Raw genomic sequence first — 18,259 nt, forward strand, 5'->3', positions numbered from 1 at the left:
GGACGAACAGTGTCGGTCCGGACACGTAGGGTGGTCGATCGCGCACTCGCCGGGCAGACTGGTCTGGCCATGTCACCCTTCACGCCCACCCTCCGCCTCCACGACCGCTACGTCCTGCACGAGCGGATCGGTCTCGGCGGCATGTCCGAGGTGTGGCGGGCCGACGACGAGGTCCTCGGCCGTCCGGTGGCGATCAAGGTGCTCGCCGGACAGCTCGCCGCTGACCCGCACCTGCGGGCCACCATCCAGCGCGAGGCCCGCGCGGCCGCCCGGCTGACCCACCCACACGTCACCCAGGTGTACGACTACGCCGAGGCGACCCTGGCCGATGGCGTCGTCGTCCCGTACCTGGTGATGGAGCTGGTCGAGGGACACAACCTGGCCGACCGGCTGCGCTCCGGCCCGCTGCCCTGGCCGGAGGCGGTGCGTGTGGCCGGGCACATCGCCGCCGCGCTGGCCGCCGCGCACCGCATCGGGGTGGTGCACCGCGACGTGAAACCGGGCAACGTCATGCTCACCGACACCGGTGCCAAGGTGCTCGACTTCGGCATCGCCGCGCTCGGTGGGCTCGACAGCCAGTCCGGCGAGCCGCTGATGGGCACACCCGCGTACTTCGCCCCGGAACGTCTCGCCGCCGGCCCGCCCGACCCGGCCAGCGACGTGTACGCCCTCGGCGCGCTGCTCTACCGCACGCTCACCGGTGCGGCGCCGCTGCCCGTGCAGAGCTGGGAGGACGCCCTCGAGGTGCACCGGCGCGGCACACCGGTGCCGCCGCTGCGCGTGACCGGCCTGCCCGCCGACATCGCCGAGCTGACCCTCGCCTGCCTCGCCGCCGACCCGGCCAGACGGCCCAGCGCGGCGCAACTCGCCCGCCGCTTCGGCGCGGGCCAGCCCGTCGAGCCGCCCACCGAGCTGCTGCGAATCGTCCCGCCGACACCGGCGGCCCATCCGCCCACCCTGGTCGACCGCTCGGCCGCCCGCCCGGCACCGGTGGCGGCCACGCCGGCCCGACGCCGCTCGCGCCGGCCCCTGGCGCTCGTCGTCGCGACCGGCCTCGCCGTGCTGGTGGGCCTCGGCGCGCTGCTCACGCAGGGCTTCGGGGCGCCCGACACCCCCGGCCCCGGGTCCGTCGCGGCGTCGCCGTCGCGCTCCACACCGGCGCCCCCGCCCCGCACGCAGTCACCGAAGCCGACGCCGCCGGCCTCCCCGTCGCCCAGGGTCAGCAGCGCCGCCCCGTCCACCGTCGGCCAGCAGGTACCGGTCAGCTTCCAGCAGGTCAGCGACGAGTTCACGCAGGTGCTCGCCGCAGCGGTGGCCCGCGGCGACGTCGACCGCAGGACCGCCGAGGACCTTCGCGACGATCTCGCCGACATGAACCGACGGTCCCGGGACCGCCAGCGGCGTATCGCCGACCTGCGGCGCACGATCACCGAACTGGTGGACCGTAACCGGCTGCCGCAGCAGATCGGGGCCCAGCTCGACGCGCTGCTGGACCAGACCCGTGGGCTGTCCGCCGGACACGCCGACGACTGAGGGCACCTGTCGTGGTCCCACCCGTCGTAGTCTCACCCGAATGACGACGAAGCAGACGCACCACCTTGCCTTACCCGGCGTCGACCTGGTCTACGACGTCCGCGGTCCGCTGCCCCCGGCCGACGGGCGTTTCGCGCTGCTCATGATCGGTCAGCCGATGACGGCGGAGGGCTTCGACGCGCTCGCCCCGCACTTCACGGACCGGACCGTCGTCACGTACGACCCGCGCGGTCTCGGCCGCAGCGTCCGCACCGACGGCCGGTCCGACCACACGCCGCAGCAGCAGGCGGCCGACCTGCACCTGCTCATCGAGGCGCTCGACGCCGGCCCGGTGGACGTGTTCGCCAGCAGCGGCGGCGCGGTGACCGCACTCGAACTCGTCGCGACCCACCCCGCCGACGTCGTCACGCTGGTGGCCCACGAGCCGCCGATCAACGCGGTGCTCCCGGACGCGACGGCGGCCGAGCGCGCTCGTGCCGGCTTTCACGACGCGTACCAGGCAAAGGGTTTCGGCCACGGCATGGCCGCGTTCATCGCGATGACGTCGTGGCAGGGCGAGTTCACCGACGCCTACTTCGCCCAGCCCGCGTCCGACCCCGCCACGGTCGGCATGCCCACCGACGACGACGGCAGCCGCGACAATCCACTGCTGTCCAAGAGTTCGTGGGCGATCACCGACTACCGCCCCGACGCGGGCGTTCTCACGGCGGCGTCGACCCGGATCGTGATCGCGGTCGGCGTGGAGTCGACGGGCACCTACACCGCGCGTACGGCTCTCGGCACGGCGGCGCTGCTCGGCCAGGAGGCCGTGGTGTTCCCGAGTCACCACGGCGGATTCCTCGGCGGGGAGTTCGGGTACGCGGGCCAGCCCGAGCAGTTCGCCGCACGACTGCGCGAGGTCCTGGACGCCGGTTGAGGGCCGTCGTCTCGTCCGGACGGCTGATCCATCCGCGGGCGTCGCTGGCATGATGGGCCGATGCGAACACGGCTGATCTTCGTGCGTCACGGTGAGTCGGTCCACCAGGTCGACGGGATCGTGGGCGGCCCGCACGGGTGCCGCGGGCTGACGTCGCTCGGCTACGACCAGGCCGACCGGTTGGCCAAGCGGCTCGTCGACGACTATGCCGTCGAGGGGCCGGTGGCGGTGTACTCGTCCGTGCTGCGCCGGGCCGTCGAGACGGCGCAGCCCATCGCCGCGGCGTTCGGCGTCCGGCCGCTGGCCGACTGCGGCCTCTGCACCTGGCACACCCCGCCCTACGCCGACGGGCTGCCGGTCGCCCGCTTCCGTACCGAGCACGCGGTGCCCGGTGGGGGAGTGTTCCGCCCGTTCGAGGACGGCAACGAGAGCTGGGCCGAACTGGTCGTACGCGTCAGCCGCGCGATCATGGAGATCGCGCATCGGCACCTGGGCGGCACCGTGGTCCTGGTCGGCCACAGCGAGACCGTGGAGAGCGCCTTCCACGCACTGGCCGCGCAGCCGATCTTCCGGGCGTTCGACCTGGACGTGCCCCCGGCCTCGATAAGCGAGTGGGTCACCGACCACGACACCGGCGGCTGGCCGCCGGCCCGCTGGACCCTGCGCCGCTTCGGCGACACCGTCCAGGGTCGGCTGGCGCTCTGATCCGTCCAGTTCGGACGATCGGCGCCGCACCGCCGCCTCACCGACCTGCCCAGGAGCGCGTCAGTCGCGCAGGATCTGCTCGCGCAGGATCTCCGCGTGCCCACAGTGCTGTGCCAGCTCCCGCAGCACGTGCAGGTAGACCCAGCGCAGCGGCAGCGGGCCGCGCCGGTTGCCGCGCAGCACGTCGTCCAGACCCAACGACGCCGTCGCGCGGCGCGACGCCTCGCACGCCTCGCGGTGGGCCTGCTGGATGCCGGCGATCGTGTCGCCGTCGTCGAGGATGAACGACTCGTCCGGCGTCGCCGGGATGCCGATCTCGGCGCGCGACCGGCACGTGAGGGCCTCGTCGAACCAGACCTTCTCCACGAAGGCCGCGTGCTTCACCAGACCCAGCAGCGTCGTCCGCGACGGCACCAGGGAGCGGCGTGCCTGCTCCTCGGTCAGCCCGTCCAGGGCCTCGTCCAGAGCGCGGCGGTGCTCGTCGATGAAGGCCTCGAACTGCTCCTTGGCTGGCTGATCGACGACGTCGTCGGCGAAGGTCGGCGGGAAGATGGTCATGGACCGAAGCATGCCAAGGCCCTCGCCGGGGGGCAACCACGGCACGGCTCACCCGCCGAAGGAGACCAGGGCGCCCCGTTCGTCGAAGACGGCCGTGCCCGCCCAGGCGATCTCCCACCGGTTGCCCTCCGGGTCGGCGATGTACGCCGAGCGGCCACCCCACGAACGGTCGGTCGGCTCCGCCACGACCGCCGCACCCACCGCGACGGCCGCCGCGAAAGCCGCGTCGACCTCCGCGCGACCGTCGACGTTGCAGGCCAGCGTCACACCGGACCAGCCGCCGGCCGGATCGGTGACATCCGGTGCCGCCTCGGCCGCCAGGTCCGTCAGCGGATAGAGGGCGAGCAGGACGCCGCCGAGCAGGAGAGCCGACCAGCCGTCGTCGCTGGCCGGCAGCTCGGGCCAGCCCAGGGAGCGGTAGAAGGACCGCAGCCGGCCCAGGTCACGGGCGCCCAGGGTGACCACCGACAGTCCGGCGAAGCTCGCCACCGCCACCCAGAGCCGGTGCGTGGTGGCGATCGAGTGTGCCCGCTCGTCCGGCACGGAGGCGTCCCGGGCCGACTTCAGCACGCCTGCGGCGTACACGTCGATTGCGAGCGCCGCCGTCGACGCCGCGTGCGCGGCGATGCCGGTGTCCTTGCAGACGGCCAACCCGATCCGCCACCCGTCCACATCGAGCACGCCCGGTGTGTCTCCCGGCCGGAACCGCTGGGCCTCCACGCCGCCCAGCCACATCTTCCGGTACGCCACGGTCACCCCGTCGCCGGTCACCGCCAGCACCCCGATGTGGTCACCGGTCACCGGCGCGCCGGCCAGCGCCAGCGTGCCCGCCTCGGCGCACGCGTCGACAAGCGGCGTCAACCGCCGGTCGTCCACCGCCACGGTCGGGCCCCACAACTCGTACCCCGTCAGGGACAGCTCCGGGAAGACCACCACCCGGGCGCGCGCCGCGCGGACCGCGTCGGCGTGCGCCCGCGCGTTCTGTGCGACGTCCAGGGGTACGCACGGCGGCTGCGCCACCGCGAGCCGCAGCGGGGTGCGGTTTTCCACACCCCCGCCGGTGGGGGCGACCCGCGAGGTCGGACGGTCCGCCTCATGGTCGACTCTCAGGATCGGTTCGTAGCGTGGGGACATGATTCGAACGTCGCACGCCGTCCTCGCCACCGGAACCCCCACCGCCGCGGCCGAACCACCGCAGGGCGGAATCGTCGGCTACGTCAGCGATCTGGTGGAACGGCTCGGCGGGCCCGGCGCGGGCGTGGCGGTGGCGCTGGAGAACCTGTTTCCGCCGATCCCCAGCGAGGTCATCCTGCCGCTGGCCGGCTTCGTGGCCGCGCAGGGCCGGATCAGCCTGGCCGGCGCGATCTTCTGGACCACGCTGGGTTCGGTGCTGGGCGCGCTGGCGCTCTACCTGATCGGCGCGTCCCTGGGCCGCGACCGGATGCGCGCCATCGTCGCCCGACTGCCCCTGGTGAAGCTCAGCGACGTCGACCGGACCGAGGCGTGGTTTCTCCGGCACGGCGTGAAGGCGGTGTTCTTCGGCCGGATGATCCCGATCTTCCGGAGCCTGATCTCCATCCCGGCCGGAGTGGAGCGGATGCCGGTGCGGACCTTCCTGCTCTACACGACGCTGGGCAGCCTGATCTGGAACACGACCTTCGTGCTCGCCGGCTATCTGCTCGGTGACAACTGGCACCTCGTCGAGGGCTACGTCGGCACCCTCCAGAACGTCGTGATCGTCGGCTGCGTCGCGGCCGTCGCCTGGTTCGTCGGCTCGCGGGTGCTGAAGGCCCGCCGCGCCGCCCGAAAGTCCGGATCGGACTCGGATTTCTCTCGCCGTGATGCGCCACCGGCGGCAACGCCGGATCCCGATGGTCGGGGCACCCTCTACCGGGGTGCCTCCCGGGCCTCGGACGAGCGCTAGCCCGCTGCCTGCCGCGAGTTGTCTCCGGTGCAGCGGAGCGAGGGAGAAACACCAGGTGACAGGGGAGTGGCGGAACCGCCCGTGGTGGGCTCGCCTGCGGCTGCCGGTGGTCGTCGCCGCCGGGAGCGCGACGGCCGCCGTCGAGCTCGGCTTCCTGGCCGTCGCGGCGGTCGCGCTCGTCGCGTCCGCGTCCGGCCGCAGGACCACCGAGCTGACCAGACGGTACGCCGGACAGCTCGTACGCCTGGAACGTCGGCGTCTCGCCGGTCTGCTCGCCGCGGACGAGTCGCCCGCGGCACACGGAGTGTCCACCCGGCGGCAGGTCGGCTACCTGGCCGCCCGGCTGCTGCCCGGTGCGCTCGGCCTGCTGGCGTACGCCGTGCTGGGCGTCGGCCTGGTGCTCGCGGGGATCGTGCTGCGTGCGGCGGTACGCGGGGAGTCGAGCCTGCTCGACGCGCTCACCCAGGTCGCCGTGGGGGCGGTGCTGCTCCTGCTCAACGTCCAGGCCATCGCCAGCATCGCCGCGCTGGACGTCCGGCTGGCGCGGCGACTGCTGCGCCCCGGGAGTCGGGCGGAGCTGACCCGGCGGGTGCAGGAGCTGACCACCAGCCGGGCAGCGGTGATCGCAGCGGTCGACGCCGAACGGCAGCGCATCGAACGTGACCTGCACGACGGCCTTCAGCAGCGGCTTGTCGCCCTCGGCATGCTGCTCGGGAGGGCCCGCCGCGCCCGGGACGCCGACCGCGCCCGCGCACTGGTCGACCAGGCACACGAGGACTTGCAGCGGGCCGTCGCGGAGTTGCGGGAGGTGGCGTGGCGGGTGTACCCGTCGGCGTTGGACGCCAGCGATCTGGGTGAGGTTCTAACCATGGTCGCCCGTGGCTCCGAGGTGCCGGTACGGGTGCGCTGCGATCTGCCGCTGCGCCCCGCACGGCAGATCGAGACGGTGCTCTACTTCGTGGCCTGCGAGGCGCTCACCAACGCCGTCGAACACGCCGCCGCTACCCTGGTCACGGTCGAGATCGGGGTACGGGAAGGGTGGATCCGCATGCGGGTGCACGACGACGGCGTCGGCGGCGCGGATCTCACCGGGCGCGGGCTGTCCGGGCTGGCCCGACGGGTCGCCGCGCTGGACGGTCGACTGGGCGTGACGAGTCCGGCCGGCGGTCCGACCACAATGCTCGCGGAACTGCCGTGCGAATAGTTCTCGCCGAAGACTCGACCCTGCTCCGGGAGGGCCTCACCCGGCTGCGGGCAGAGGAGGACCACGAGGTGGCCGCTGCCGTCGGCAGCGCCGACGAGCTTGTCGAGGCGGTCGGCCGGTCCCGTCCCGACGTGGTCGTCACGGATGTCCGGATGCCGCCCAGCCACACCGACGACGGCCTGCGTGCCGCGTTGGAGATCCGCGAACGCTGGCCCGACACCGGAGTCCTCGTGCTCTCCCAGTACGTCGAGCGGCGCTACGCCGCCCGGCTGCTCGCGGACCGTCGCGAAGGAATCGGTTACCTGCTCAAGGACCGGGTCGCCCAGGTAAACGATTTCCTCGACGCCCTTGACCGGGTCGCCGCCCGGGGCACCGCGCTCGATCCGGAGGTGGTTCGCCAGGTGGTGGCCGGATCGGAGCGACCCGACCCGTTCGGGCGACTCACCCCGCGTGAACGGGACGTCCTGCACGAGTTGGCCCAGGGGCACACCAATGCCGCAGTCGCCCAGCGGTTGCACGTGTCGCAGAGCGCGGTGGAGAAGCACGTCAACGCCATCTTCGACAAGCTCGGCCTCGCCCACGCGACGGGCTGCAGCCGCCGGATCCTCGCGGTTCTGCGCTACCTGGGCACGCCCTAGGGCGAAATGTCCCGATCACTCCGGGCCGGGCGGTATCGGCCAGCCCGGAAGCATCGTCACCTTCCGGACCTCGAAGGTGGTGGCCCTTGGGCGTGGTGTCCGGTCACGGCTGACCTGCGTGTGACCGGGTGCACCGCAGGGCCGGAATCGTGGCCGCCCCGGGGTCGTTACACAGCCTGACGATCGCAGGACCACGGCCACCCCGCCCGCTCGACCGGCATGGGAATGGCCGGCCCGGCCAGGTCGTTGCAGACCCCCGAACGACCGCAGGCCCGCCCCCGGGTCCCCTTCCGGGTCCCGCTGAGGGCCCGGGAATGACCCCGGACCGGCTGTCGTTCCACACGGTCCCGGCGCCCCGAGCGACACCCTCGCCCGCGGGCCGCCGCCCGAAGACTTTCCCCGTGTTATGTGCAGCGCCGGACGAGGTGCTCACATCCGCGTCACCGGTTTCCCTGTGGTGAGGCGGGTGTTTCCTACCCCCGAAGGAGCTACCCCCATGAACACGATCTTCCGTAAGAGCATGCTGTCCGTTGCCGGTCTCGCGTTCGCCGGTGGTGTCTTCGCCGGCCCGACCGCCCATGTCGCCGCCCCGAGCACCGATCCTCGGCCGGTCGCCGTGGTGCAGGCCGACAAGCCCGACACGAGCAAGCTGATCCCGCACGGCACCCAGGGCGAGCAGTCGCACATCGACCTGAACGACGAGCAGACCGCCAACGCCAAGGCCATCATCGCGGCCACCAAGAAGGCCGGCCTGCCCGAGCGGGCCGCGGTCATCTCGATCGCGACGAGCCTGCAGGAGTCGAAGCTGGAGAACCTGGGCCACCTCGGCGACATGAACGACCACGACTCGCTGGGTCTGTTCCAGCAGCGGCCGTCCAGTGGTTGGGGCACGCCGGAGCAGATCACCGACCCGGAGTACTCGACGACCGCGTTCCTCAAGGGCCTGCGTCAGGTCGACGGCTGGCAGGACATGCCGCTGACCGAGGCCGCGCAGACCGTGCAGGTCTCCGCGTACCCCGACGCGTACGCCCAGTGGGAGCAGCAGGCGGCCGACCTGGTTGGCCGGTACTGGAACAGCTGACCCATCGCACGACCCGACCGATGGCCGGCACCCCATCGGGTGCCGGCCATCGGCGTCCCCACCCGGGAACACCGGGCGGCGTCGGCTGGTTGTAACCGGTGTCGGTGTGACTCAGTGTCCCCGGGCCTCACCTACATAGCCCTCGCGGAATACCGTTCGGCTGGAGCCGCGTCGCGCCACTCGCCGAGAGGCGACCTGCACACCGACACCGGCGCCGCCCCCGACCCACGTGGTCGGGGGCGGCGCTTTTCTGTGCCCACCGGGCACGACGGCCTGCCCCCGGTCACGGCACAATGTGCCGGTGACCGCCGCGCAGACCTGGTCGGAGCAGTCGGGGTTGCTCGTCCTGCCGAGCGGTGCGGTGGTGCGTGGACGCCGCATCGCCGCGACCGCCTCGTCGGCCGACTTCGCGCTGCTGTTGGCGCCCGGCCCGGAGCCCGCCTGGCCGTACCGGCGGATCAGGTGGCCCGACTTCTGGCTTCCGCTCGACCGGGCGGACGCGCTCGACGCGTTGCGCGCGGCGCTGCGGAGGGCACGCGACGGCGAGCGCGTGGAGGTGGCCTGCCGGGGCGGAGTCGGCCGCACGGGAACCGCGTTGGCCGCGCTGGCGATCCTCGACGGCTTGCCGGCCGAGCGGGCGGTGGCGTGGGTCCGGGCGGGCTACCACCCGAAGGCGGTCGAGACGCCCTGGCAGCGGCGCTGGCTGCGCCACATCGTCTGACCAGGGGTGTCGCCCGGCCAGGCGAGAGGGCCGGCACGCGCACCGACCGTAGGGCCGGCCGCACGGGCCGTCGGTCCGTCGGTCCGTCGCCGGATGGTCCAGCGGCCAACAGCCTCCGCCGGGCGATCTTGTTGTCTAGGGTCGGGCACATGAGAGCTGCGCTGCTGGCGGTCACGGCGTCCGCCATCCTGCTCGCTGCCGCGCCGGTCACGGCCGCCGCGGCGGACCCCACGCCCGTCGCCGCGACGGAAGCCGCCGCCACGGGTGCGGTTGCCGCCGGGCCGGCCGTGCGGTGCCCACGGACGCCGGCGCCGGCGGTGTCCCGGCCGCCGCGTCCGTCACCCCCGCCCGCCGTGCCGGAGGCGCGGGTGGTCGGGGGCGCCGGGCTGGCGACGAGCGGCCTGGTCGTACCGGCCGGTGTGGGCGCGCCACCGGCGATCACCGCCACGTCGTGGCTGGTCGCGGACCTGGACTCCGGTCAGGTGCTCGGGGGCTGCGGCCCGCACGAGTACGGCACCCCGGCGAGCGTCCAGAAGCTGCTGCTGGTGGCCACGATGATGCCCCGGCTCGACCCGACCGAGACGGTGACGGTCACCGAGGTGGACATGAACATCGAGCCCGGCTCCTCCGCGGTCGGCCTGGTCGAGGGTGGCCGCTACACGATCGAGACGATCTGGCTGGGACTGTTGCTGAACTCCGGCAACGAGGCGGCGAACGCGCTGGCCCGGCTGGGCGGCGGCCCCGACGGAGCCGTCGGGGGAGTGCGCGCCATGAACGAGCGGGCACACGACCTCGGTGCGCTCCAGACGCACGCCGTCACCCCGTCCGGTCTGGACGGCAAGGGACAGTTCACCAGCGCGTACGACCTGGCGCTGATCGCCCGGGCCTGCTTCGTCCAGCCGGCCTTCCGCCGGTACGCGCTCACCGAGCTGGCGACGATTCCGGCGCAGCCGGCGCAGCGTACGAAGGGCTTCCAGATCCAGAACGACGACCAACTCATCTACCGCTACCCGGGCGCGTTGGGTGGCAAGACAGGCTTCACCGATCTGGCCCGGCACACGTACGTCGGCGCGGCGGAACGGAACGGACGTCGGTTGGTGGTGACGTTGCTGGGTGCCGAGCCGGCGCCGATGCGTGGCTGGGAGCAGGGTGCGGCCCTGCTGGACTGGGGTTTCTCGCTGCCTCGCGACGCGGGCGTCGGCCGCCTGGTCGAGCCGGGAGAGCTGACCGCCACACCGTCGGCGACCCCGTCCGCGCTGGCCGCGCCCATTCCACCGCGCCCGGCGGCGGCCAGCGGTCCGGCGCACACCGGCTCGGGGTGGCTCTGGACGGTGGTAGCGCTCAGCGGCGCGACGGTGCTGGCCCTGCTGGGTGGTCTGCTGTGGCACCGCCGCCGCCGGTTGCCCGGTCAGATCGACAACCAGCCCCGGCATCCATAGACTCCGGTCTTTCTGGCAGCACGAGCTCAGGAGGATCCCTGTGTCGAGTGAACGCGAAACGCCCTCCAGCGCGGCGGCACCCCGCCCGTCGGTGCGCGCGCTGACCCGCCTCGTCGGTGTGACGGCGTTCGCCGCAACGCTGATCGTCGGCGCGTCGGCTACCGCGGTGGCCGCGCCCGGAGCGTCCGACGACGCGGTGAGCGCGCCCGCCGCCGACGCCCGCCCGCCGCGCACCACGCACGGCCCGTGCGCGTACACCGACACGCCGGACGAGCCGGCCGCGCGACCGGTGCCGTTGCCGCCCGACCCGCGCCGCACTCCGGACCGGGGCAGCGTCCGGGTGACCCTCTCCACCAACCAGGGGCCGATCGGGCTGACCCTGGACCGGGCGGCCGCGCCGTGCACCGTGCAGAGTTTCCTGCACCTGGTCGGCAAGCGCTTCTACGACCGCACCCCGTGCCACCGACTCACCGCGTACCCGACGTTGAGCGTCCTGCAGTGCGGTGACCCGTCCGGCACGGGCGAGGGCGGACCGGGCTACCGCTACCGCGACGAGCTGCCGACCGACCTGCCGCCCGCGCCCACCGACCCGACCGGCGTACGTCGGCTCTACGCGCGGGGCGTACTGGCGATGGCCAACGCCGGGCCGGACACCAACGGCAGCCAGTTCTTCCTGGTGTACGCCGACTCGGCGCTGCGCCCCAACTACACGATCTTCGGCACGGTCGACGCCGTCGGGCTGGACACGCTGGACCGGATCGCCGCGGGCGGCGTGGCGCCGACGGCCGAGGATCCGGCACCGGTCGACGGTGCGCCCGCGCTGCCGGTGACCATCCGTCGGGCCGTCCGGGCACACCACCACTGATCCGCTCGGCGCGGTGGGCGGCCCGAGGTCGCTCACCGCGTCGCCGGTGTCCGCGTTCGCGGGCCGCAATTTTCGGAAGCCGGACCGGTATCGGCGGAACCAGAATCCGACCCGGTTCGGACCGTCGGAACGACGAGGGTCACCCGGTCGGCGGCTCGGTGGTGCTGTCTCGGACGACCAGTTCGGTGGCGAGCTCCACACGGGGTGAGTCGATGCCCTCCCCCTGGGCCAGTCGCAGCACCGTCCGCGCCGCGAGCCGGCCCATCTCCACCAGGGGTTGCCGCACGGTGGTCAACGGCGGGGACGCCCACCGGGCCTCCGGCAGGTCGTCGAAGCCCACCACGCTGACGTCGTCCGGAACGCGCAGTCCACGACGGCGGATGGCCTCGTAGACGCCGAACGCCATCTGGTCGCTGGCCGCGAAGATGCCGGTCGGCGGGTCGGGCAGGTCGAGCAGCGCCGTGCCGCCGGCAAAGCCGGAGGCGTGGTAGAAGTCGCCCGGGTAGATCAGCTTGTCGTCCACCGGCACCCCGGCGGCCTCCAGGCCGGCCCGGTAGCCGTCCAGGCGGGCCCGGCTGCACAGCAGATGCGTCGGCCCGGCCACGAAACCGATCCGGCGGTGGCCGACCGCCAGCAGGTGCTCGGTGGCGGCGAGCCCGCCGGCCCAGTTGGTGGCGCCGATCGTCGGGACGTCCATGGCCGGGACGCCGGCCGGGTCGACGACCACCACCGGCACGTTGAGGCGACGCAGTTGGGCGTGCAGCGGTGGGCTCAGGTGCGACGTCACGAAGATGACACCGTCGGTGGCGCGGGTACGCAGGTTCTGCAACCACTGTCGGGCGGCGGTGGGCTGGCGGTGTATCGCGGAGACGACGGTGCCGACGCCGGCGCTGTGGCCGACGTCCTCCACGCCTCGGATGATCTCCACGGCCCAGGGGCTGTCCAGGTCGTTGAAGACCAGGTCGACAAGGCCCGCGCGGCGGACGCTGCGGCTGCTCCGGCGTCGGTAGCCGTGGTGGCGCAACAGTTCCTCGACGCGTTCCCGGGTGTCCGGGGCCACATCGGACCGGCCATTGAGCACCCGTGACACGGTCGGCACCGAGACCCCGGCCTCCCGTGCGATCGCGGTGATGGTCACCCTGCGTCCGTCGTCCGCGTCCACCCGTGTCTCCTTCACCGCTCCGGGAGGGGCGACCGCTTGTGTCCGCCCGTCCCGTGTCCCGGAACGGCACGCCCGCTCCTCGCGCCATCTTGCCTCACGAAGGGGGGTTGACGACACGCCAGGTCGGTCATAGCGTTCGGCGGAGTTGCGGAAATGTTCCGGTAACTTGTCGGACGCGTCTCGGCGTACCGTCCCGCCTCTGGCGCCTGACTGTCGGCGCCGCGCACGCCGTGGGCGCACCCTGTCCAGCGCCACGCGACAGACAAGGACGCCATGTACACCGATCTGCCCGAGGAGCAGCTACGCGCGTACCGCGGCGTGGTGCGCGAGCCCGCCGACTTCGACGACTTCTGGGCTCACACGCTCGCCCAGGCGCGCGAAGCCGCCTGGCCGGTCCGGCTCGAACCCATCGTGACGAGCCTGACCGCCATCGACGTGTACGACGTGACGTTCCCCGGGTTCGGCGGTCAGCCCGTACGGGCCTGGCTACGGGTGCCCCACGACACCGGCACCGCGCTGCCGACGGTCGTGCAGTACGTCGGCTACGGCGGCGGGCGTGGGCACCCGCTGGAGAACCTGCTCTGGGCGTCGGCCGGGTTCACCCACCTGCAGATGGACACCCGAGGGCAGGGTTCGGGCTGGAGCCGGGGCGACACCGCGGACCTGGGGGCCACTGGCGCGCAGGCGCCCGGCGTGGCGACGCGGGGCATCGCCGACCCGCGTACGTACTACTACCGACGGTTGATCACGGACGCGGTGCGGGCGGTGGACGCCGCCCGTACCCTGCCGATGGTCGACCCGACCCGGCTGGCGGTGCTCGGCCACAGCCAGGGCGGCGCGCTGGCGCTCGCGGCCGGCGCCCTGGCGCCCGGTGTGCGGGCAGTGGTGGCCCTCGTGCCGTTCCTGTGCGACATCCCGCGCGCCGTGGTGATCACCGACGCCCATCCGTACCGGGAGATCCGCGACTACCTGGCGATCCACCGGGACGCCGAGGAACGGACGTTGACGACCCTGTCGTACGTCGACGGCGTCAACTTCGCGCGGCGCTGCCGCCAGCCCACCCGGTACTCGGTGGCGTTGATGGACGACATCGTGCCGCCCTCGACGGTGTACGCCGCCCACAACTCCCACGCCGGTCCGACGGAGCTTTCGGTGTGGCGGTACAACGGTCACGAGGCCGGTGGGATCGACGACGACGAGACGGCCCTGCGCTTCCTCGGCGCTCACCTGGTCGAGGACCCCGCGGCGACGCCGACCGCAGCCCGCCCGGCGCCGCTGACGCCCGGCGCGTGAGCCGGTCCGGCGCGCCCGGCTGATCCGGCGCGTCACCACGGCCGCTTTGGTAGACAGGACCTGTGCGCAGGTCAGGGCGGGTGGGCGGCGCCGCCGTGCTCGCGCTCGTCGCGGTGCTCGGCGGCTGCTCCGAGCCGCCACGCCCCGGACCCAGCGTCTCCACCCCGACGTCCGCCAGCCCACGACCGACGCCCGAGAGCCCGAGCCCGCCGGCGAGCACCACCGCGCGGCCGAGCACCGCCCCGCCGACCACCGGCGGGTTACCGGGCTTCGTGGTGCTGACCGATGTCGACAGGCGTATCCACGCCGACATCCGCTACGCCACCGCGCACAACTTCGTGGGCCGGCCGATCGCCGGCTACCGCGAACCGCTGTGCCTGCTCACCCGGCAGGCGGCCGAGGCGCTGCGCCGGGTCCAGGACGCCGCGCTCGCCGGGGGTCACAGCCTCAAGGTGTACGACTGCTACCGCCCACAGCCGGCGGTGGACGACTTCGTCGCCTGGTCCAAGCGCCCCGGTGAGCAGCAGACCAAGGCCGAGTTCTATCCGGACCTGGCGAAGGACCGGCTCTTCGCCGACGGCTACATCGGCGCGCCGACCGCGCACAGCCGGGGCAGCACGCTGGACCTCACGCTCGTCGACGAGCCGCCCGCCGGTCAGCCCGCGTACGTCCCCGGGCAGCGGCTGGTCCCGTGCACCGCGCCGCCGGGGCGGCGCTTCGCCGACAACAGCGTCGACATGGGGACCGGGTTCGACTGTTTCGACTCCCGGGCGCACTCCGACGACACCCGCATCACCGGCGCGGCACGGGACAACCGGCAGTTGCTGCGGCGGCTGATGACCGCCGCCGGGTTCGTCAACTACGACCGGGAGTGGTGGCACTACAGCCTCCGCGACGAGCCGCACCCGCGTACGTACTTCGCCGCGCCGGTGGCCCGTTCCTCGCTCGGCTGACCGTCGGGCGCTCACGTCCAGTAGAGGATGCGGCAGGCTGGTACCCGCGCGGCCAGCTCGTCGGTGAACCAGCCCCGCAGCTCGGCCATCATGTCGCGGGGGTAGACGTACTTCACCGCGCCGAACCTGCCGTGCTTGCGGCTGCGGACCTCCTCGTCCATCTCCAGCCGGGTGCGCGGATACCAGCCCAGCAACACCTCCTTGCTGCCGGGCGTGAACCGGTGGGTGATCAGCTCGGCGGTCAGGTCCAGCTCCGGGACCCCGTCGACCGCCGCGCGGACCTGGTCCAGCAGCTCGCCGTACGCCTCCCGCCAGTCGGGCAGCGCGATGATCGGCGCGATGGTCAGACCGACGGGGTACCCGTCGAGCGCGAGGCGGCGCAGGGCGGCGAGCCGGTCCGGCACCCGGGCGGTGCCACCCTCGAACCGCCGGCTGACCGGTGCGCAGTTGACGCTGAACCGGACCCGGGTACGGCCGTGGTGCGGCAGTCCGACGAAGGTGTCCACGTCGGCGTACTTGGTGGTCCAGCGCAACTGCACGGGCGCGTCCCAGTCGGCGAAGTGCTGGACCGCGCGCCGCCAACTGCCGGTGAGGTGTTCCAGGGCGAGGGGGTCGGTGTAGCAGGACGCCTCGAACGTGGTGCCCTCGTCGGCGCGACGCGCGTTGCGGCTGGTCACCGTGCCGCGCCCGGCGTACGCGGTCAGCGCGGCCAGGATGTCGTCGAGGTCCGCGTACACCCGGGTCACGGGCGGCCCGGAGAGCGAGCCCGCCAGGTAGCAGTACTGGCAGTGCGCGGGGCAGCCCTCGGCGAGGTCGACGCGCCAGTCGGCGCTGGGCGCGATGGGTTGCAGGTTGCGCCGCGACGGTGGGCTCACCACGATCGCCATGGTCGCCTTGGCCCGGGCGTACGTCTCGGCGTCGGTCCGTCCGCGTACCCCGGTGAGCCGGTTGGATCGTAGGTGTTCCACCTCGATGCCCAGCGCCCGTACCCGGTCGACGATCCGCTGTCCGTGTGGGTGGTCCAGGGCGGCGGGGGTGGCCACCACCCGGCCCGGGGTCCAGCGTCGTGCGGGCCGGGCGGCCGGGGCGAGGCCGGCCAGGTCGCGGGTCGGCACTCGCTCGCCGCTGGCGTCGTGCGGCGCGGCGGGTACGTCCACGGCCAGCGGCTGGTCGACGTCGACGGCATCAGAGCTGGTCACCGGGCCGGGATACCCGCTGCCGCAGGAATCCCACCCGATCGCCCGCTCGGCGATTGACGTCACGTATCGGAAACCAATAACCTTTCGTCTATCTGTAAACATTGTGAACAGATTTACGACGACGACGCGGCGGCGCGCGTCCCCACCGAAGGGACGATCAGGTGATCGCAGAACTCTCCTCCCGTACCAGAAGGCTCCTGTCGCTGTTCGTCGCACTTGTCGTCGCCGTGAGCGCCGGCGTCGGCCTCGGCGTCGCGCGCAGCGCGCAGGCCGCGCCGACGTTCAAGGTCCTGGCCTTCTACAACGGCACCTGGGACGACGCGCACATCGACTTCATCAAGGACGCGCGTGCCTGGTTCCCGCAGGCCGCCGCCCAGTACGGCTTCTCCTGGGAGGCCACCAACAACTGGAGTCTGCTGAACACCTCCAACCTGGCCCAGTACAAGGTCGTCATGTTCCTGGACGACGCGCCGCCCGCCGCCCAACGCCCCGCCTTCCAGCAGTACATGCAGAACGGCGGCGCGTGGATGGGTTTCCACGTCAGCGCGTGGACCGACAACCCGTCGAGCTGGAGCTGGTACTACAACACCTTCCTCGGCTCCGGCTCGTTCCGGACCAACACCTGGCTGCCGACCCGGGTCACCATGCGCGTCGACAACCGCACCCACGCCGCCACCCGGAACCTGCCGGCGACCTTCGGATCGTCGATCAGCGAGTGGTACTCGTGGAGCAACGACCTGCGGCAGAACTCCAACATCGACATCCTGGCCTCGGTCGACCCGTCGAGCTTCCCGGTCGGCACCGACCCCAACCAGTCCTGGTACAGCGGTTACTACCCGCTGGTCTGGAGTAACCGGCAGTACAAGATGATCTACGCCAACTTCGGGCACAACAAGATGGACTACGCCACCAAGACCGGCCTGTCGTCCACGTTCGACAGCGCGCAGCAGAACAAACTGCTGGTCGACGGGCTGCATTGGCTCGCCGGTGTCGGCACGTCACCCACGCCGACGCCCACCCCGACCGGCAGCGCGGGCCCGATCTCGCCGACGGCCTGGCACACCGTGGTCAACCGGGGCAGCGGCAAGTGCGTGGACGCGCGGGCCGCCGCCAGCGCGAACGGCACCGCCATCCAGCAGTACGCCTGTAACGGCAGCGCCGCCCAGCAGTACCAGTTCGTTCCGACCAGCGACGGCTACCTGCGCGTCAAGAACCGCAACGACAGCACCCAGGTGCTCGACGTGACCGACCGGTCGACCGCCGACTCGGCACCCATCCAGCTCTGGTCGTACAGCGGCGGCACCAACCAGCAGTGGCGCGCGGAGTCCGAGGGTGGCGGCTACTACCGGCTGGTCAACCGCAGCAGCGGCAAGTGTCTGGACGTGCCGGGAGCGTCCACGGCGGACAGCGTCCAGCTCGTCCAGTACACCTGCAGCGGCACCGCTGCGCAGTCGTTCCGGCTGGTGGCCCTGTCGTAGATCACCGGGCTGGTACCGCCACAAACGGTGGTACGCGGTGCTGCACCGGTTCGACGCCGACGGCGCGTACACCGACTCGGACATCTGGTTCGCCGGCACCAGCGAGCACGAGGACGCCTCCATCGACCGGGCGGAGGCGCGCCTCGCCGACTGGCTGGACGCGCTGCCCGGCCGTGTCTTCGCCGACATCGCCATCCGGTTGTTCCAGGTCGGGGTCGACGGGCACGTGTTCGCCCTGGTCGACTGGTCCGCGGAGTACGACGGCGACGACCACGCCGAGTTCCTGCCCGACGACCTCGGGTTCGACCCGCCGTGGGACGGCTGCTACGACACCTGAGTCGTCCTGTCGAGGAGGGCCCCCCGGCGCCCCACGCCGGGGGGAGGGCACCGTGCGCCTCGGACCCTTTGCTCTGCTTCAGCGGAGGAGACACGTGGTGTCCGATTATCGGACGTCAGGTGCTGCCTGGATTGAAGCAGAGCAAAGGAAGACTCGACCACCCTTGCCCTCCGACGAGAGACGCGGGACACGCGGGACACACAGGTGCGCTCCCGTCCTGCGCCGCTCGGGCGGCGGCGATATCCATTGCGGA

The 18,259-nt window shown here is 72.6% G+C and carries 18 protein-coding genes and 1 pseudogene; 14 read left to right on the forward strand and 5 right to left on the reverse strand.

Features of this window, described 5'->3' with window-relative positions:
* Positions 1-69 precede the first annotated feature (69 nt).
* The 3 genes from ACGFH9_RS06785 to ACGFH9_RS06795 are packed head-to-tail and all read left to right on the forward strand — an operon-like array spanning position 70 to position 3,154.
* The gene (locus tag ACGFH9_RS06785) at positions 70-1,533 is read left to right on the forward strand and encodes a protein kinase (protein WP_393216369.1); all 1,464 of its coding nucleotides are present in this window, start codon (positions 70-72) and stop codon (positions 1,531-1,533) included.
* 40 nt (positions 1,534-1,573) lie between these two features.
* A complete protein-coding gene (locus ACGFH9_RS06790; RefSeq protein ID WP_393216371.1) occupies positions 1,574-2,449 on the forward strand; it encodes an alpha/beta fold hydrolase in 876 nt (291 codons plus the stop codon).
* Positions 2,450-2,509: 60 nt separating this feature from the next.
* A complete protein-coding gene (locus ACGFH9_RS06795; RefSeq protein ID WP_393216374.1) occupies positions 2,510-3,154 on the forward strand; it encodes a histidine phosphatase family protein in 645 nt (214 codons plus the stop codon).
* 60 nt (positions 3,155-3,214) lie between these two features.
* On the opposite strand, the gene ACGFH9_RS06800 is transcribed toward ACGFH9_RS06795, so the two are convergent.
* The 3 genes and pseudogenes from ACGFH9_RS06800 to ACGFH9_RS06810 all read right to left on the reverse strand — a co-directional run.
* Complete coding sequence (locus ACGFH9_RS06800) at positions 3,215-3,712, reverse strand: DinB family protein (RefSeq protein WP_393216377.1); 498 nt, start codon at positions 3,710-3,712, stop codon at positions 3,215-3,217.
* Between the two features lie 48 nt (positions 3,713-3,760).
* Complete coding sequence (locus ACGFH9_RS06805) at positions 3,761-4,207, reverse strand: VOC family protein (RefSeq protein ID WP_393216619.1); 447 nt, start codon at positions 4,205-4,207, stop codon at positions 3,761-3,763.
* Positions 4,184-4,762: pseudogene (locus ACGFH9_RS06810) on the reverse strand (nitrilase-related carbon-nitrogen hydrolase); the annotation flags it as partial. The pseudogene ACGFH9_RS06810 and the gene ACGFH9_RS06805, both read right to left, overlap by 24 nt.
* Before the next feature lie 82 nt (positions 4,763-4,844).
* On the opposite strand from ACGFH9_RS06810, the gene ACGFH9_RS06815 reads away from it, so the two are divergent.
* From ACGFH9_RS06815 to ACGFH9_RS06845, 7 genes are all read left to right on the forward strand, one after another.
* Positions 4,845-5,636, forward strand: a complete 792-nt coding sequence (locus ACGFH9_RS06815) for a DedA family protein (protein WP_393216380.1) — start codon at positions 4,845-4,847, stop codon at positions 5,634-5,636.
* A gap of 55 nt (positions 5,637-5,691) precedes the next feature.
* Positions 5,692-6,840, forward strand: a complete 1,149-nt coding sequence (locus ACGFH9_RS06820; RefSeq protein WP_393216383.1) for a sensor histidine kinase — start codon at positions 5,692-5,694, stop codon at positions 6,838-6,840.
* Positions 6,831-7,478, forward strand: a complete 648-nt coding sequence (locus tag ACGFH9_RS06825; RefSeq protein ID WP_393216386.1) for a response regulator — start codon at positions 6,831-6,833, stop codon at positions 7,476-7,478. The genes ACGFH9_RS06820 and ACGFH9_RS06825 overlap by 10 nt, the downstream gene beginning before the upstream one ends.
* Positions 7,479-7,974: 496 nt before the next feature.
* Positions 7,975-8,559 (forward strand): hypothetical protein, encoded by a 585-nt coding sequence (locus tag ACGFH9_RS06830; protein ID WP_393216389.1) that lies wholly within the window; start codon positions 7,975-7,977, stop codon positions 8,557-8,559.
* Positions 8,560-8,860: 301 nt separating this feature from the next.
* Entirely contained in the window at positions 8,861-9,280 is a 420-nt protein-coding gene (locus ACGFH9_RS06835; protein ID WP_393216392.1) for a protein-tyrosine phosphatase family protein, read from the forward strand.
* Between the two features lie 149 nt (positions 9,281-9,429).
* Positions 9,430-10,719 (forward strand): D-alanyl-D-alanine carboxypeptidase family protein, encoded by a 1,290-nt coding sequence (locus tag ACGFH9_RS06840; RefSeq protein ID WP_393216395.1) that lies wholly within the window; start codon positions 9,430-9,432, stop codon positions 10,717-10,719.
* Between the two features lie 40 nt (positions 10,720-10,759).
* Complete coding sequence (locus tag ACGFH9_RS06845; protein ID WP_393216398.1) at positions 10,760-11,584, forward strand: peptidylprolyl isomerase; 825 nt, start codon at positions 10,760-10,762, stop codon at positions 11,582-11,584.
* Between the two features lie 139 nt (positions 11,585-11,723).
* On the opposite strand, the gene ACGFH9_RS06850 is transcribed toward ACGFH9_RS06845, so the two are convergent.
* Positions 11,724-12,746 carry a LacI family DNA-binding transcriptional regulator gene (locus ACGFH9_RS06850; protein WP_355233124.1) on the reverse strand — a complete coding sequence of 341 codons (1,023 nt, stop codon included), beginning with the start codon at positions 12,744-12,746 and terminating at the stop codon, positions 11,724-11,726.
* A gap of 273 nt (positions 12,747-13,019) precedes the next feature.
* On the opposite strand from ACGFH9_RS06850, the gene ACGFH9_RS06855 reads away from it, so the two are divergent.
* Together ACGFH9_RS06855 and ACGFH9_RS06860 are read left to right on the forward strand one after the other, a co-directional pair.
* The gene (locus ACGFH9_RS06855; protein ID WP_393216401.1) at positions 13,020-14,039 is read left to right on the forward strand and encodes an acetylxylan esterase; all 1,020 of its coding nucleotides are present in this window, start codon (positions 13,020-13,022) and stop codon (positions 14,037-14,039) included.
* Between the two features lie 80 nt (positions 14,040-14,119).
* Positions 14,120-14,992, forward strand: a complete 873-nt coding sequence (locus tag ACGFH9_RS06860) for a M15 family metallopeptidase (protein WP_393216404.1) — start codon at positions 14,120-14,122, stop codon at positions 14,990-14,992.
* An 11-nt stretch (positions 14,993-15,003) separates the two neighbouring features.
* Here ACGFH9_RS06860 and ACGFH9_RS06865 read toward each other — a convergent pair whose 3' ends face one another.
* Positions 15,004-16,191, reverse strand: coding sequence for a spore photoproduct lyase family protein (locus tag ACGFH9_RS06865; RefSeq protein ID WP_393216407.1), 1,188 nt, complete (start codon positions 16,189-16,191; stop codon positions 15,004-15,006).
* Positions 16,192-16,352: 161 nt separating this feature from the next.
* Between ACGFH9_RS06865 and ACGFH9_RS06870 the strand changes: the two genes are divergently transcribed.
* On the forward strand, positions 16,353-17,669 hold the full coding sequence (locus ACGFH9_RS06870; RefSeq protein WP_393216410.1) for an RICIN domain-containing protein: 1,317 nt from the start codon (positions 16,353-16,355) through the stop codon (positions 17,667-17,669).
* A gap of 37 nt (positions 17,670-17,706) precedes the next feature.
* Positions 17,707-18,006, forward strand: a complete 300-nt coding sequence (locus ACGFH9_RS06875) for a hypothetical protein (protein ID WP_393216412.1) — start codon at positions 17,707-17,709, stop codon at positions 18,004-18,006.
* The last annotated feature ends 253 nt before the right edge of the window (positions 18,007-18,259 follow it).

Origin of the sequence: Micromonospora sp. NPDC049102 (genome assembly GCF_043197485.1) — a bacterium.
Lineage (GTDB): Bacteria > Actinomycetota > Actinomycetes > Mycobacteriales > Micromonosporaceae > Micromonospora.